This window comes from Paenibacillus sp. 2KB_22, assembly GCF_052115745.1.
Taxonomy (GTDB): Bacteria; Bacillota; Bacilli; order Paenibacillales; family Paenibacillaceae; genus Paenibacillus.
Genome location: NZ_JBFRHG010000001.1, coordinates 1683755 through 1697829 on the forward strand (window position 1 = coordinate 1683755; position 14075 = coordinate 1697829).

The following is a 14075-nucleotide window of genomic DNA, read 5'->3' on the forward strand; positions in this document are numbered from 1 at the left end:
GTTAATTTAATGGAGAAATCCAATGTTTTAACTTGATACTTTTGGAATCTGCCCCATGCAATAAAGCCTGAATGTTAACTTCATAATCATCTATTAGCTTCATGCGATTAAACTGATCATTGAATTGAAAGAAATTCAGATCAAATACATTAAGAATGTTGATTCCATTAGCGTTAGAACTCAAAATGGATATCAAATCGGTAAAAGTTAAAGCGTCCTCGGACGATGAACTTTCTTTTAATTCACGCACTCTGCGTTTTCGTGCAAGCATCTTTTCTCTTAATATACTTGCTCGCTCATTGAGTGGATTGAAATCATCATCATGCTTAGTCACTACACAATGTTGAATCTGAATAATTTTGACGATATGTTCCAGATCCGAATAGGACAAGCTGATGTCACCAGCCAGAATACATGAATCTGAATAACTGAATTGAATTGCAACGTTAAGAAAATAATGAAAGGCATTCAGATAAGTAGCAACCAAGCTTTCGTTCTTGCTGTACAATAGTAGTTCGATCAACGTACCATCATACTCGTTCAGTGAAAGGGATGGATAAATATCCTCTATCCTAAGGCTGACCAGATTTAGCTTTTCATTAAAGTTCTCATATCCTTCTTCAATGATTGCATCCAGTGACTTGGGAAAAATATTCAGACCTTGAAATACGATGGGCTTGTTAGCCAGCGTTCGTAATTTGATATGCTGTACATTCATCAAGCAAAATCCAGCATGCGATAGGCAATGCTATCCCCATAGTAGTTAGAATTTATATCCAGAACATCCATCTTATTAAACTCCAATCGTCCCAAGCCTAAATCTTGATTCCTCGCGAATAGTTCATCAATTTTACTGATAATAAAATCCGTGCGTAACAGTTCACTATTGGACTGACATAGTTGACGATGAGTGTACACATTAAAACACAGAATTCCTGCTTTATACTGATGCTGAACAGGTAGAATATTCTCAATTGAGATAGAAACTACAGTTTTCAGTACATCTTCATTTTCACCGGGAATGCACCGGTGAGGGAAAACCCGTTTGTATATGTATTGTTTCGGATCAGCTACAATGGATTGTTCGAGATAGTCCGCTGTATCATAAGCTACAGCCTTCATCAGATCCTTTGACGCAAGCAACTTGTCAATAATCTTTTCTCTCGTGCTACTTAATTGACTAAACGTGGATCGAACCATACAACACCTTCTTTTTAGAGTAATGGAGCAGCCCTGACTTGTGTCTGCTTAAAATAACTTTTGGCAGAACAACTAGGATTCATTTCCAATTGACGTCCCCCTTCTAAATAAATGTAAATAGACAGAAAAGGTCCCTTCATGGGAGTCATTTACCTTGACTATCACTAAACACTCTCTTGAACAAACGTGGAAACCCTTGGTGTGACAGGCTTAGAAGGTATTTCCTAACGAATCGAAGACCACAAAATAAAAAAAGAAAACCATGTTTAATACGACATGATTCCCTTCAGGAACTGCTCATTCAGACTAATGCAAGGTAAGTACGACCCGCTTGATGATATCCAGCTTTCTTGCAGTCCTTACAATACTTCATTCGATTGGACTTGGCCAACATGCGTTTTCCACAGATGGTACAGATCTTAATATTCTCGCCTTTCCATCGTAGGTACTCTAATACAAAATCATCGAAACGCTCCAAATAAAAAGCAATGTTATCATTCTCGCAAGCAAACTGCACTTGTACATTTGTTGAATCAACTCGCTTGCTTCCAATGAGATAACCCTGTTGAATCAGTTTATACACTAACAGCCCTTGATCCTTTTTACTAACTGCCATTTGACTATCACTGTAAACTTCTTTCAAATCGTTATTAACCCAGTACGTACTATTTTCGTTGATAAGGTTGTTGATTTTGCTATATACCAGCATTACAAATGCTAATTTCTCTAAGCGTATGCTCTTTAACCCTTTAATCTTTTGGAGTTCAGCAACCGTTATCGGTATTTTATTAATTTCAATCATTGTACTTTTCTGCTCTTCTTTTCTCTTTTTTATCCAGTTCATAGCCTGATTGATGACACGTCTTAGATACACATCCCATTGAACAGTATTATAATCTGGATAGTGTTGGGTCATAAATTGGTCTAATGACATATAAACTTCATGCTCGCTCTTCCCTTGTTCAAATTCATATTTGACCAGACATGCCAACGTTTTGGTTGGCTTCTTATCCATGATCCCATGTGCAATGGCCTGCTCGGCATGATGACGTTCATTCAGAATGATTTTCAAGACGTTGCTCCTTCACATGCATTTGGGTCATTTTAAAAATTCTTCCTGCGTATTCAATCTCGCCCTCCGGGTCTCTAACCGGATATTGGATAATATGATCATTGCTATGCAACAGATTGCGAATAATCTGATCTCCCGACACATCCCATACAAATTGCTTCGATTTCTCCGCATTTCGATAACACATGTCCACAATCATATTGCACAGATCTTCTTCATTATTACAGATCTCCAGCGCCTGCTCCTTAAAGCGTGAAACAAACAACTGCCATCGGGCTGATCTTTCTTCCTTCCTCACCTTACTCTTGCGTAAATTGGTCATATAGCTACGTAATTCTTCGTTATGCATCTGATATAATCGTTGAATCTCTTTATAACGAGCTTGGGAGTATTTTTTGGTACTCATCAATATCGTATGATCAAACGGGCTCTGGGTCTGTTTTAACTTTAACTTGTTGAACTCATCTTCCACTTGAAGGCATAGCCGGTTCATCACAGAAGGTGCCTTGGATACAGGCATTCTCTGTTCATACTGTGCCAGGAACAGTTCCTGATTCGGTGATAGCTCCTTCTTCGAATACAATTCATCAACAGTCAAGCCAAATAACTGCAAACACTTCTGACTCGTTTTTTCTACATAGGTGGTATATTCTTTTTTCTGCTCCGGGTCATTGTATATGAAAAAATAAGGCTTCTTGTGCGCTACCATTTTCATGGCTGACTCATCCGTTACCGCAGCGCGAATATCATACCAGTGTTTCGGCATCTTTTTACATTCAATCCCTTTGGCCTGGTCAATGGCATTTTGCTGATAATGCTGGCCACATTGAATTCGGTACATCATTTCCTGATATTCTGCACTGTGCTCCTCATAATTGGCTAATACATCGAACATGGATGTGATTTTGTTCGTTGTGAAACCGATCAGGTCACCAAAGCTGTCTTTGTTGGCCTGGATCAGATCCTCTTCATCCGGAATTTTTTTGGCAGAGGTTTTCTGCACACACACAATCGCATCTAGCTCTTGAATTGCTCCAAGAATCGTTGCGTTATCCGTAGTCAAAACTTGATCACTATCCATATCTGCACCATTCAGAGAATGCGTCGTCGTATCCCATGAATTCAAGATCGTGACCGTATTCATATAGCGATACCAATGCTGCATTTCATCCGTATTCCGGAAACGAAGTACCTTGATATTGTTATGACAAGTCATTGGAGCCCTGAAGCAAGCCACCCTGTCCACATGGCGTTCATTCCAATAGCTGGAGTAAAACTCGCCTGAACTCAGCAATCCAGTTAAAGGCATGCCAAATATGCTCTGACACAATGTATAGGGATCGCCCGATATAATGCTGAAATTGCCTTTGACTCTAAGAACCCCGATCTTGGCTTCATTCATTCGCTTACGTATTAAGGTATGAATTTTGCTTCGCACAAACGGATCATCTATAAGTCGCGGGTCTACCATCAGCCCTTTAATATAATCATCCGGACTATTTCTGTAGTCATTCTCATGAATATGAATTCCTTTGAGGAATAACAGTGCCTTGCGATGGTCCTCACCCAGTACATCTGTAATCGAGTCAATAGTGGGACGAATGAGTTCACCAATCTCGTCATCATCCAATTGAAGCGACTGAATGAACTGATAGTTTAAATGACGCTCATCCTCTAATTCTTCGGGTGTAACCTTCGTAACGCTGAACGTGTAGCCATAATACCCGCAACATAACAGGTAATCGTCAATACTGTTATACGAGCTCCATAGTTTGAGCATGGACGTTGTGAGGATCAGATCTACTTCTCGGATATCCACAGGGTTACCCCAGGCATCGTCCACCATATACTTGCCAGCAACTTGATCTGCAAATTCGTGATAATTAAATGTAAACACCATTCCTTTACAGAAGCTATTGCGAATACAAAATCCACTCGGGATATATGCATGCCCTAGCTCGGTTGCCCATCGTTCACTAAGTGCAGGAGAGATAAGACCGAATCCGTCACTCATGTTCATTTGAATAAGTTCATTTTTTCTGCTCTCAATGCGAGGGTACTCGGTTTCGGTATCATCAATCCGAATGATGTCTGCTCCAAATTCGGTTAAGCAATCTTGCACAACCAAGACACGTTCGGGATGTGATACAGGCGTGCTTGTACTACAAGCCAGGGCCTTATATGCCTCCAATTTGGCAGGAACCAGCTCTTTATTGGGATCTCTGCCGTTATTCAATCTTTTCTCCAAAAGCGGGTGAATATCCTCACTCACATAGATGACAGTTGAACTTTTGGCTCCACCTGTTGTCGCCAATAGACGCTTGTATTTATTGCCGTTGATGGAGAAGGCTTTCGATGAATTCAGACGGTCATAGTCTTTATTGTTTTCAATGACTACCAGCAAATAATCTTCGGCAAATCTCAGATTATTCAGTTCTTCATGCAGTTTCTTCATTGTTCTTTTATGTTCCGCATTGGTTTTCAAGGCCTTCAATTGTCGAATCTCCAGCTTGATTCTAGCCAGATCTTGTTCCCTCTCCCTGTAGCCTCGAATACGATCTATAAAACGAAACACTTGATGATTTCCAATAGATGCCACTTCTCCATTAACTGTCGCTTCTTGATAAGTAAGATGCAGATCATAATCCGCTTTTCTAATTCTGGAAGATGTAATTTTATAAACGTATCTCAATCGCTCCTGATATGCATTGCCCATTCCCGATTCCCCCTGTTGCTTCCTGTCCTGATTAAATAAATTATAGATTAGACCCGCACGACTGACGCAGGCAAAGAGGATGATCAGGGGATGAAAAAGGAAGAATATTTGTTCTATTATGGCGAGAAATTAAGGGACATTTCGGGAGTTGATTCATTTCGAATCTGCATATTTCTGCTTCTCTAGCACTATGATAATTTCATTTTTAATGATATAGTGTATTGAAGCGTTTTTTTGAGCTGACATATCTTTTAACGGGGCTGGGATGAATGAAAGAAACCTTATCCAATCAAGAGGAAATCGGCTTTTTGTTTAATGTCGATATACTTATTAAGAGCCGCTCAAATGCATTGGCACTGCAGTCCCTGTTGGAGTTCATAAACAAAGAGGAACAAATTGCGGACTTTCGGATTCAATCCGGCATAGAGCTAGGCAAAATTATTGAAGTAACACTCCAGTCCAAGAAGGACTCTTTCGTCACACTTCACAATGAACGTAAAAAATCACAAGCCAACGCAGCACAGAAGGCGTCCGCTTCTACACAGACACCTACCTCACCTGCTCCAGTCAAAACACAGAACAAGCAAGAAACACCTGCTATTGAGAACAAGACCTCTACCCAAACATCCAATGTTTCCGAAGGAAATTCGTTTGATGCGTGGATTGACACGCTCATTAAAGAGAATCGACTCACCCGTATTGTGGTCAATAACAAGAACGGTAAACATCAGAGCATTCCATGCCGGATTTTAAATTTTGATCGGGATACTAGTATTGTGAGCATATACCATGTCGATGAAAAACAGGTGTATACGTTCCGAACCAATGAAATCGATGAGTTTCTGTAACTAACTTCATCGGATTAAAACAAAAAGCAACTTGCGTTAGAATGACGGGACATTCTAACGCAAGTTGCTTTTTTAGTTCATGGTTCATGTAGCATTGAACCCTCCGAGATTTCTTCCGCCAGATCAGGAGCGATCCTTACCTCGCTGCCATACATCTAATGCCAATAACAACCATCCGGCAATGAAGGCTACCCCACCAATGGGTGTGATGGCTCCTAGAATCTTGATACCAGAAATACTAAGCACATACAAACTACCCGAGAACACGATAATTCCGATAAACAACAAACGTGCTGCCCACTTTAGTTTCGTCGATGCCCCAAGCTGACCAGCCGTCAAGCCAATAATGAGCAAGCCCAATGCATGAATCATGTGATATTGCACACCCGTCTCATATGTAGCTATGGCCGCCGGCCCAATCGTATCTTTGAGCATGTGAGCACCAAACGCGCCGATCGCCACCGATAACATGGTCATTACAGCTCCAAGCATCATCCATCTTCGTTGCATGTAAGTTCTCTCCCTTAATTCAACTACACTTCACTCCTATTATTGTAGCGAATCCACTCCTCCTTTACCAGTCGGGACGAAGCTTCAAAGATTATATGTCTGTTTATACTTAACAATCCTATCCCTGCTCTATAAATTGTAGGAAACAAGCGTAAATCCTTGATTTTTATCGATATTTATGGAAAAGTAAACAGGTATGTCATCGTTGTATTTTAAATGCAAGTTCAAAAAGATTGGTTTTCAGTTCCTAGAAAATGGGTTGAAGCTAGTAATTACTCATCGATTAGGTTAATAACACTCAATACGATGATTAAGGGAGGCAAGTCACAATTATGGATAATCGCGATTCTTATAATTCAGGTTATAACAACACGGATCAAAACCCTGGCCATGCAGATCAATACAATAACAATAGGTATGAAGAATACCCGCCAGATCAGGAGAGACAACCATTAGCACCACTGAAACATTCCGGACCTGGAATCGCAAGTTTTGTCATTGGATTGGTTACGATCTTGGGTTACATTCTGATATTCTTTATTGCCACCATGGCTATAAATGAGTCCATCGGAGTGCTCACCCCGTTGCAAGCAGAAGAGATAGCCTTGCATCCAGCAGTGGTTCTGGCTTCATTAGCCATTCTGGTCGGCCTGATTCTCAATCTGGCCGGAGGCATCCTTGGAATTGTTGGTCTTGTCCTCAAGAATCGAAAGAAAGTCTTTGCCATGATCGGGACCATATTAAATGGAATGATGATTCTGTTATTCGTTGCACTTATTGTGATAGGCATGAACATGATGTAACGGTTTGCATCAGCGCCTTGTTTCCTTATAATTAAAATGAATAGGTCTACACATAAGTATAATCTATATTTTTTTGCCAAAATCATTGTTTTCAAAGGAGATTGACATGTCACGAATCAAAATTTTTGCGGACAGCACAAGTGATCTGGCTCCAGAATGGATCCAGCAGCACGATATCGGCATCATCCCTTTATATGTGGTGTTCGGTGAAGAATCACTGAAAGATGGTGCTGAGATTAAGCCTGAACAGCTATATGAACGTGTCAGCCAAGATGGGCGTCTTCCCAAAACAGCTGCACCTTCCCCCGCTGATTTCATGACGGCATTTCAACCTTACATAGATCAAGGGGATGAGATTCTATATATCAGCTTATCTTCTGAACTTTCCTCTACCTATCAAAATGCACGACTAGCGAGTTCTGAATTCCCGGAAGGTCGAATATCGGTCATTGACTCACAGAATCTCTCATCAGGAATTGCGCTGATGGTGATGAAAGCTGTATATGCTGCCGATAAAGGACAAAACCTGACTCAGATTACAAACCTGATTGAGGCGATGAAACCAAATGTACGCACTGAATTTGTCATCGATACACTGGAGTATCTGCATAAAGGTGGACGCTGTTCAGGCATGCAGAATCTGATTGGCAGCCTGCTCAAGATCCGTCCTGTCATCCGGGTAACGGACGGTAAGATGGCACCTGCCTATAAAGTGCGCGGTAAACGGGAGAAAGCGCTGGAACAAATGCTGAATAATACACTTAGCCAGAAGGATCAGATCGATCCAGACCTGCTGATCGTTGTGCACACCATGGCCGAAGAGGATGCGCTGGACTTGCAGAAGTCTTTGCAGGAACAGACGGGTGCCCGAGTGGAACTAACCACTGCTGGGTGTGTAATATGCAGTCACTGCGGCCCGAAAACAATTGGAATCATCTATAACACTGTTTTATAGTATTACACGCGACATCGTATCGTATTACCCTCTCCTTTCTTCTGGATCTGTATGTGGATACATCCACTACTTGGACTGGTATACCGATACAACTAAAAAGGGCATTCCGAGCTTAATCGCTCAGGATGCCCTTTAATATTTTGCTAAATTTTTAAATGACCTACGTTCAATCCATTGTTCATTACGATACAGATCAATAATTTTTGGTCCGCAGATCTTCCAAACTTTTAAATACATACCCTTGTTTACGTGCCTCATCAATAATAGAAGCCAGTGCTTCCGTGTTGTCTTTGGATACCGAATGAAGCAAAATGACAGCTCCCGGATGAAGTTGCTTCAGTACCTCCTGATGAGCATATTGTGCACCACGTTGCACATTGGTATCCCAGTCTTTATAAGCAACAGACCAGAACACATTCACATAACCCTGAGCATGACTCTCCGCAAGCGTGCGATTGTTAAAGATCCCGCGCGGTGGGCGTAAAAAGGTCGCTTGTTGACCTGTCAGACGATTCACCTCCGACTTGACCTTCTCCAGTTCCACTTTAAGCTTTTCATTGGAGATGCGGGTCATATCAGGATGACTCCATGAATGATTACCGACGATATGACCCTCAGCCGCCATGCGTTTGACCAACTCAGGCTGATCTTTCAGATAATGACCTGTTACAAAGAAAGCAGCTGGCACCTTCTTGGTACGCAAAACATCCAGTATTGCAGGCGTGAATCCATTCTCATATCCGTTATCAAACGTGAGATACAATTCCTTTTGCTTCGTATCCCCCAGGAAAATGGCATCGTTATGTTGTAAGATCGATTTGAAGCCTTCCTGATCAATGGAGGGCAGCTGACCGTTTTGACTTTTTTTGAAGCCAAAGTGATATGCTCCGGTAACCGGTGATGCTTCAGTCTGTGCCGGTACCATACTGATGGATAACAGTGCCACCAGTATATATAGAACCATTCGCTTCATTCCATCCGCTCCTGTTCCTGAAAATTCGGTTAGTCGTTTGCACACACGAACACCTTCAGGTAATATGCCACAGGAACAGCTAATGTATGTAAATCCTTAACGATCAAAACGTTTATTTTCAGGTTGTGGAGGAGATTGATAGAACAATTCAAGCAATGTCTGGGGTTTGCCACTGGAGGCAAGCCATTCCCTCACGGTCTGTATGGCACGAGTCTGTCCATCTCCCCGATCACGCCATGTAAGCAGCTCGATAACTTTGATAATCAAGGCAGACATATTGTGATTATCCAGTTCAGATCGTTCTGCCCTCAGCTTGTGATATAACGCCTCCTGTTCCCAATCCAGAAGAATTTCATCACCAATGGTTGGCTTCAACAGGGTGTACGCTCTGTCACAACCTTTACAACGAACTGTGCTGACCTGTTCATCTATAAATTCCACTCGAACCTCCTGATGGCAATCCGGGCATTTGAATCCAACTTGTATGTTTTGTATGTTTTCGTTCATGACATTGTTCCTCCTGCGATGTGAGCATTTTACATCATTTCATGCAAAATACTCCTTGGATATATGCATAATGCTTATGTATGTACTACATCTATACCCGATATTTTGTCGATTCACGCTTATTTTGAAGAAATCTGTAAGGTGCTATAATCTTGTAAATATGTTAAAATATTATACATATCATGGTAGGGAAAAGGCGGGATACTCATGGCGAAGGAAGAACGCAATATCACCTGGCAATCATCCAGCATCAACAGACAGGACCGGGAGAAACATAATGGGCACCGTAGTCGTGCCATCTGGTTTACCGGGTTATCAGGTGCAGGAAAGTCATCCCTTGCATTTGCCCTGGAGCAGTATCTCTACGACCAAGGCGTACGCTGTTATGTTCTAGACGGGGATAATGTGCGTCATGGACTGAACCGTGATCTCGGTTTTACAACAGGGGATCGTCAAGAAAATTTGCGGCGAATTGGCGAAGTATCCAAGTTAATGGTAGATGCCGGGTTGTTTGTCCTTTCGGCGTTTATCTCTCCTCATGAACAGGATCGGGAGATGGTTAGACAGTTATTTGAACCAGATGATTTCATTGAAATCTATGTGCGCTGTTCAATTCAAGAATGTGAGCGGCGTGATCCCAAGGGTCTATACAAAAAAGCACGCAACGGTGATATCCCGCATTTCACAGGCATTTCGGCCCCCTATGATGTACCAAAATCTCCTTCATTCATCATTGATACAGAGCAATCGTCCATCGAGGAAGCGGTGCAAGAGATTGTACAACATTTGGAACAGATTGGCGCTCTCCAGCTTCCCCTCACTTCCAATACAGCACTTGTTCATTAACCCTTGTCATTATGCTAATGTACTTACATGAAAGGCGCGCCCATAATGGCGCGCCTCTTTACGTGATACCATTGCTGTTCATACCATCGATTAATCATAAATAGAAGAAGATAGACATGATCTTTCATCACGTTTGAACGTCTTTTGATGTCCACTTATTTACTGCCCCACAACACCCGCTTGCATATTAAGAAGTTTACTGAACGTCCCTACCGGATCAGTAGATAACTGCTGGTAACCGCCCTCTTGAATCACCCGACCTTCATCGAGCACAATGACACGATCCGCTGTCCGAATCGTAGACAATCGGTGTGCAATCACGATAATGGTCACATGTCCTTTCAGCCTTTCCAGCGCCTCATGAATGTACTGTTCATTCTCACTGTCGAGCGCACTTGTTGCTTCATCCAGTACCAATACCGAAGGATTCCTCAGCATGGCCCGGGCAAGCACCAATCGCTGACGTTCGCCCCCGGATAGACGAATACCCCGATCACCAATAATCGTATCCAGACCCTGAGGCAGCTTCCGCACAAAAGCCGCAGAGGAGGAAAACTGCAAAGCCTGCCACATCTGTTCTTCACTTGCATTGGGATCAACCAGACGCAGATTCTCACGAATACTGGTATGAAACAGGAAGGGGTCCTGGGAAACATATCCGATAGAACTTCTCCAGCTTAATAAGCGTTCTTCTGACAGGGGAACACCGTCAATCAGAATACGACCGCTCTCTGGTCTTACAAGGCCCATAATCAGATCTATTAGTGTGCTCTTGCCTGCTCCGGATTTACCCACAATCGCGGTCATGCCCCTTGCGGGAATCGACGCCTGCACATTCCTCAATGAGTACGTATCACTTCCCTCATAACGATAGCAGACATCCTCACATGTAATCGATTCTTGAAGTACCATTGGTTGAATCACATGAGACCCCGTCTCTCCCGCTGAAGCCACTTCTTCACTGATCTCACGACTCTTCGCCGTCTGAGCTTGCAGTTCTCTTACCACACGGAACGCAGGCAGCATGGAGCTGATATACTCCAGATTGGACTGAATCGCTGTAAATCTAGGCCATAAGCGAGAAAAGATAAGGATAATGAGCAGCAGACTTGCGGGTGGCACCGTCATAACACGGAGAGAAAGATAGATGAATGCCGCAATAATGATCGCCGCGGACATCCGATGAATCAACTGTGTTCCACTGTTCAGTTGGCTAAACTGAATGACATTGCGTTCAATCTGTCTGCACATGCGCTCGAACCAGTTCATGTGTGATTGCTCAAGCATGTTGCTCTTAATATCCTTAATTCCGTTGAAATGCTCGGTTATGCCATTATAATAACTTTGCGAAAATTCAGAAGTCTGATCTCCGATCTGCTTGGCCCGCTTGACGAATTTTCTCAAGACGATAAAGAGTACCAATCCACAGACCAACACAAGTGCTGTCAATTTGGCGGACAACCAGAATGCTAGACCAATCTGTATGCCCGTAAAGATCAGGGAGGCTGTCATTTGCAGCACAATGCTCGTGCCTTGGCTCACACGTGCAAGCTCAGTCGTTAATATATGGTTAAAATCGGATTTTCGTTTTTGGAGAAAAAATGACCATTGCGCCATAATAATGGCACCATAGGTTTCCATACGCAGCGTTCGTACAAATTGCTGCTGGATTCGAGTATTACGGATCGTCTGGAGACGCTGCATCCAAGCCTGTCCGGAGACAATCAACACAAAGGTGAACAATACGAGTAACAATTGGCTATTCTCAGAAAAACGATTCAACACTTCTCCAATCCAGGGAATGTTCAACCCTGTGGAGCCCATCTCAAATATGCCGATCAGACTCAGCATCGGAACAAGCATGTAGATGCCGATCCCTTCCATAAGACTGATACAGATCATCCCTAGCAGATTCCAATATAAAATGGGCCCCGTGACATGATGCAATCTCCGCATGAAATACTTTAATTCCGAGATCATACTTTACCCCTCTCCGTCACCGTATACCTTTTAATTCGCCGCCAGAACCAGAGAAACGGACGTAACGGAAAGTACAGAAAAAACAAAGAACGTGGAAGCGGCAGTTGATCCACATCCCATGTACTTGGATATAAACGTTCAATAAAGAAAAACCATTTCTGTTTCGTACTTCGAAGTTTAAACAGATACGATGGATAAGTTTTCATATCAGCCGGACTTTCCAACATATCGTTCATGAACTTTGCACCTTCACTCGCTAATCGTTTGCCTGTACGATCACTCAAGGACATCAAGGACCTGTACTCGGTATCCAGTGGCGTGTTCAGCAGATCTGAGGCCAAGTGAAGAGCCTGTGAACCAATGGATAAACGTCCCTCCGCTTTCAGGCGCCTTTCTACTTTCTTCACATCAAGTGGCATGCTTCGAATCATCTGATCGATATCCAGTAACCAACGCAGTCTGAACCAGCCATGACGTGCTCCATGGGTTACCAAATAAGCCCAGAGATCTTCTTGTTCAAGCATACGGACAGGTGTCTGTGTGTATGAACTGAACCGGCTCCGTTTCCACAGCAATTCAAAATCGGTTTCTTTGCCCGAATCCGGGTTCAGACGCCAATGGATCTCCACTTGAGTCCTTTTGTCGGGATGGATGTAACATATATGATGTTCCCGCCATTTCCAGCTGCGAACCGTAGGTGCCCGCTCCCCTTCCTTGGACACGTAACCGAGGGTAGCCAGAATGCCTTCAGCCGCTTCCACATCATCGAACGGAATCAGGATATCCAGGTCTTTGGAGGTTCGCATGGATACATCACCATATAGATCATGGGCCAGCGCTGGCCCCTTCAGCGTAATATTACGGATGCCGTGTTCACGGAAAGCTCCACACACCTGTTCCATCTCAGCAGTCAGATGTAACATGCGGAACGTATTGGCCGTATATTGTTGTCTCAAGCTCTCCATTACATCTGCTGGAATGATCGCAGTATTCAATTCTTTCATTTTTAAATAAAGTACAGAGTATAAGCGGTGATGATAGACCAGTCGCAGAAAGAGCTGCCAATCCGTTCCTTGTAAACCCGCCTTGAGTTCTTCAGGGGATAGAGCCGTCAGGTCACCTCTAATCATGCTCAAAATCAGCTTAAGCTCCTTCGGAAAACCTGATGAATAGAGTTCACTTTCATGTATCATATACAATCTCCCCAGATCCCTTCTCCGGACACCGTTTGCCAAACACGCCGACAACCGTATATTGGTCCATAGTATCAGCTCCGGTCACGATCAATTTACCACTTCGCAGCCAGGCATGAGCCATCATATGTCCTTGCTTATTCCGCGCAGTCCCCATGTATAACGTACTCTCTATCTTGCGTCGCTCAAGCATCTTCATCCCGGCAATCGCCATTACAAGGCAGCGGCTTTCCCATAACGTATATTTACTAGCAAGCGAAATCGCTTTGGAAATATTCCGGATAGCGATGACCTCGCTGCGATCAAGTCCCGTCATCGGGGTTTCAACCATAGGTGTACCCAGTCCTGGCGCGATTTTGGCGAATGGCATAGCCTTCTGTATGCGTGCCCAGCCAAGAAAGAGATAGGCCTCCCATACCAGTCGACGCATCGACCGCGGGAGCGAGAGATAAGCCTTTATTTTTCTCAACAT

The 14075-nt window shown here is 43.1% G+C and carries 14 protein-coding genes; 4 read left to right on the top strand and 10 right to left on the bottom strand.

Translation table 11 applies throughout. The features are described from left to right. Nucleotide 1 precedes the first annotated feature (1 nt). The 4 genes from AB4111_RS07220 to AB4111_RS07235 form a co-directional block, all read right to left on the bottom strand. A complete protein-coding gene (locus AB4111_RS07220) occupies nt 2–718 on the bottom strand; it encodes a hypothetical protein (protein ID WP_442030983.1) in 717 nt (238 codons plus the stop codon). Next, nucleotides 718–1200, bottom strand: coding sequence for a hypothetical protein (locus tag AB4111_RS07225; protein ID WP_442030984.1), 483 nt, complete (start codon nt 1198–1200; stop codon nt 718–720). The genes AB4111_RS07220 and AB4111_RS07225 overlap by 1 nt, the downstream gene beginning before the upstream one ends. Nucleotides 1201–1501: 301 nt before the next feature. Continuing rightward, a complete protein-coding gene (locus tag AB4111_RS07230; protein WP_442030985.1) occupies nt 1502–2272 on the bottom strand; it encodes a hypothetical protein in 771 nt (256 codons plus the stop codon). Continuing rightward, nucleotides 2253–4988, bottom strand: a complete 2736-nt coding sequence (locus AB4111_RS07235; RefSeq protein WP_442030986.1) for a hypothetical protein — start codon at nt 4986–4988, stop codon at nt 2253–2255. The genes AB4111_RS07230 and AB4111_RS07235 overlap by 20 nt, the downstream gene beginning before the upstream one ends. A gap of 269 nt (nt 4989–5257) precedes the next feature. Between AB4111_RS07235 and AB4111_RS07240 the strand changes: the two genes are divergently transcribed. Further along, on the top strand, nt 5258–5836 hold the full coding sequence (locus tag AB4111_RS07240; protein WP_442030987.1) for a hypothetical protein: 579 nt from the start codon (nt 5258–5260) through the stop codon (nt 5834–5836). 123 nt (nt 5837–5959) lie between these two features. Here AB4111_RS07240 and AB4111_RS07245 read toward each other — a convergent pair whose 3' ends face one another. Continuing rightward, complete coding sequence (locus tag AB4111_RS07245; RefSeq protein WP_091032639.1) at nt 5960–6346, bottom strand: DUF423 domain-containing protein; 387 nt, start codon at nt 6344–6346, stop codon at nt 5960–5962. A gap of 332 nt (nt 6347–6678) precedes the next feature. On the opposite strand from AB4111_RS07245, the gene AB4111_RS07250 reads away from it, so the two are divergent. Further along, the gene (locus tag AB4111_RS07250) at nt 6679–7149 is read left to right on the top strand and encodes a hypothetical protein (RefSeq protein ID WP_442030988.1); all 471 of its coding nucleotides are present in this window, start codon (nt 6679–6681) and stop codon (nt 7147–7149) included. A gap of 106 nt (nt 7150–7255) precedes the next feature. Further along, nucleotides 7256–8104, top strand: coding sequence for a DegV family protein (locus AB4111_RS07255; protein WP_442030989.1), 849 nt, complete (start codon nt 7256–7258; stop codon nt 8102–8104). Nucleotides 8105–8297: 193 nt separating this feature from the next. Here the strand turns inward: AB4111_RS07255 and pdaA are convergent, their stop codons facing one another. Both pdaA and AB4111_RS07265 read right to left on the bottom strand, forming a co-directional pair. Further along, on the bottom strand, nt 8298–9077 hold the full coding sequence (gene pdaA, locus AB4111_RS07260) for a delta-lactam-biosynthetic de-N-acetylase (protein ID WP_442030990.1): 780 nt from the start codon (nt 9075–9077) through the stop codon (nt 8298–8300). A 96-nt stretch (nt 9078–9173) separates the two neighbouring features. Beyond that, nucleotides 9174–9584 (bottom strand): hypothetical protein, encoded by a 411-nt coding sequence (locus AB4111_RS07265; protein WP_091014632.1) that lies wholly within the window; start codon nt 9582–9584, stop codon nt 9174–9176. A gap of 207 nt (nt 9585–9791) precedes the next feature. Here AB4111_RS07265 and cysC point away from each other — a divergent pair, with 207 nt between their 5' ends. Then, nucleotides 9792–10430 carry an adenylyl-sulfate kinase gene (gene cysC, locus AB4111_RS07270; RefSeq protein WP_442030991.1) on the top strand — a complete coding sequence of 213 codons (639 nt, stop codon included), beginning with the start codon at nt 9792–9794 and terminating at the stop codon, nt 10428–10430. Nucleotides 10431–10589: 159 nt separating this feature from the next. Here cysC and AB4111_RS07275 read toward each other — a convergent pair whose 3' ends face one another. The 3 genes from AB4111_RS07275 to AB4111_RS07285 are packed head-to-tail and all read right to left on the bottom strand — an operon-like array spanning nt 10590 to nt 14075. Then, nucleotides 10590–12407 carry an ABC transporter ATP-binding protein gene (locus AB4111_RS07275; protein WP_442031593.1) on the bottom strand — a complete coding sequence of 606 codons (1818 nt, stop codon included), beginning with the start codon at nt 12405–12407 and terminating at the stop codon, nt 10590–10592. Then, nucleotides 12407–13540, bottom strand: coding sequence for a nucleotidyltransferase domain-containing protein (locus tag AB4111_RS07280; RefSeq protein WP_442031594.1), 1134 nt, complete (start codon nt 13538–13540; stop codon nt 12407–12409). Before AB4111_RS07280 ends, AB4111_RS07275 begins: the two co-directional genes overlap by 1 nt. A gap of 52 nt (nt 13541–13592) precedes the next feature. Beyond that, nucleotides 13593–14075, bottom strand: a complete 483-nt coding sequence (locus AB4111_RS07285; protein WP_442031595.1) for a lasso peptide biosynthesis B2 protein — start codon at nt 14073–14075, stop codon at nt 13593–13595.

What these genes read in the sequence shown, in the direction of transcription:
- AB4111_RS07220 (WP_442030983.1), bottom strand. Translation starts at nt 718, where the DNA reads ATGAATGTACAGCATATCAAATTACGAACGCTGGCTAACAAGCCCATC.
- AB4111_RS07225 (WP_442030984.1), bottom strand. Translation starts at nt 1,200, where the DNA reads ATGGTTCGATCCACGTTTAGTCAATTAAGTAGCACGAGAGAAAAGATT.
- AB4111_RS07235 (WP_442030986.1), bottom strand. Translation starts at nt 4,988, where the DNA reads ATGGGCAATGCATATCAGGAGCGATTGAGATACGTTTATAAAATTACA.
- AB4111_RS07240 (WP_442030987.1), top strand. Translation starts at nt 5,258, where the DNA reads ATGAAAGAAACCTTATCCAATCAAGAGGAAATCGGCTTTTTGTTTAAT.
- AB4111_RS07245 (WP_091032639.1), bottom strand. Translation starts at nt 6,346, where the DNA reads ATGCAACGAAGATGGATGATGCTTGGAGCTGTAATGACCATGTTATCG.
- AB4111_RS07250 (WP_442030988.1), top strand. Translation starts at nt 6,679, where the DNA reads ATGGATAATCGCGATTCTTATAATTCAGGTTATAACAACACGGATCAA.
- AB4111_RS07255 (WP_442030989.1), top strand. Translation starts at nt 7,256, where the DNA reads ATGTCACGAATCAAAATTTTTGCGGACAGCACAAGTGATCTGGCTCCA.
- pdaA (WP_442030990.1), bottom strand. Translation starts at nt 9,077, where the DNA reads ATGAAGCGAATGGTTCTATATATACTGGTGGCACTGTTATCCATCAGT.
- AB4111_RS07265 (WP_091014632.1), bottom strand. Translation starts at nt 9,584, where the DNA reads ATGAACGAAAACATACAAAACATACAAGTTGGATTCAAATGCCCGGAT.
- cysC (WP_442030991.1), top strand. Translation starts at nt 9,792, where the DNA reads ATGGCGAAGGAAGAACGCAATATCACCTGGCAATCATCCAGCATCAAC.
- AB4111_RS07280 (WP_442031594.1), bottom strand. Translation starts at nt 13,540, where the DNA reads ATGATTAGAGGTGACCTGACGGCTCTATCCCCTGAAGAACTCAAGGCG.
- AB4111_RS07285 (WP_442031595.1), bottom strand. Translation starts at nt 14,075, where the DNA reads ATGTTGAGAAAAATAAAGGCTTATCTCTCGCTCCCGCGGTCGATGCGT.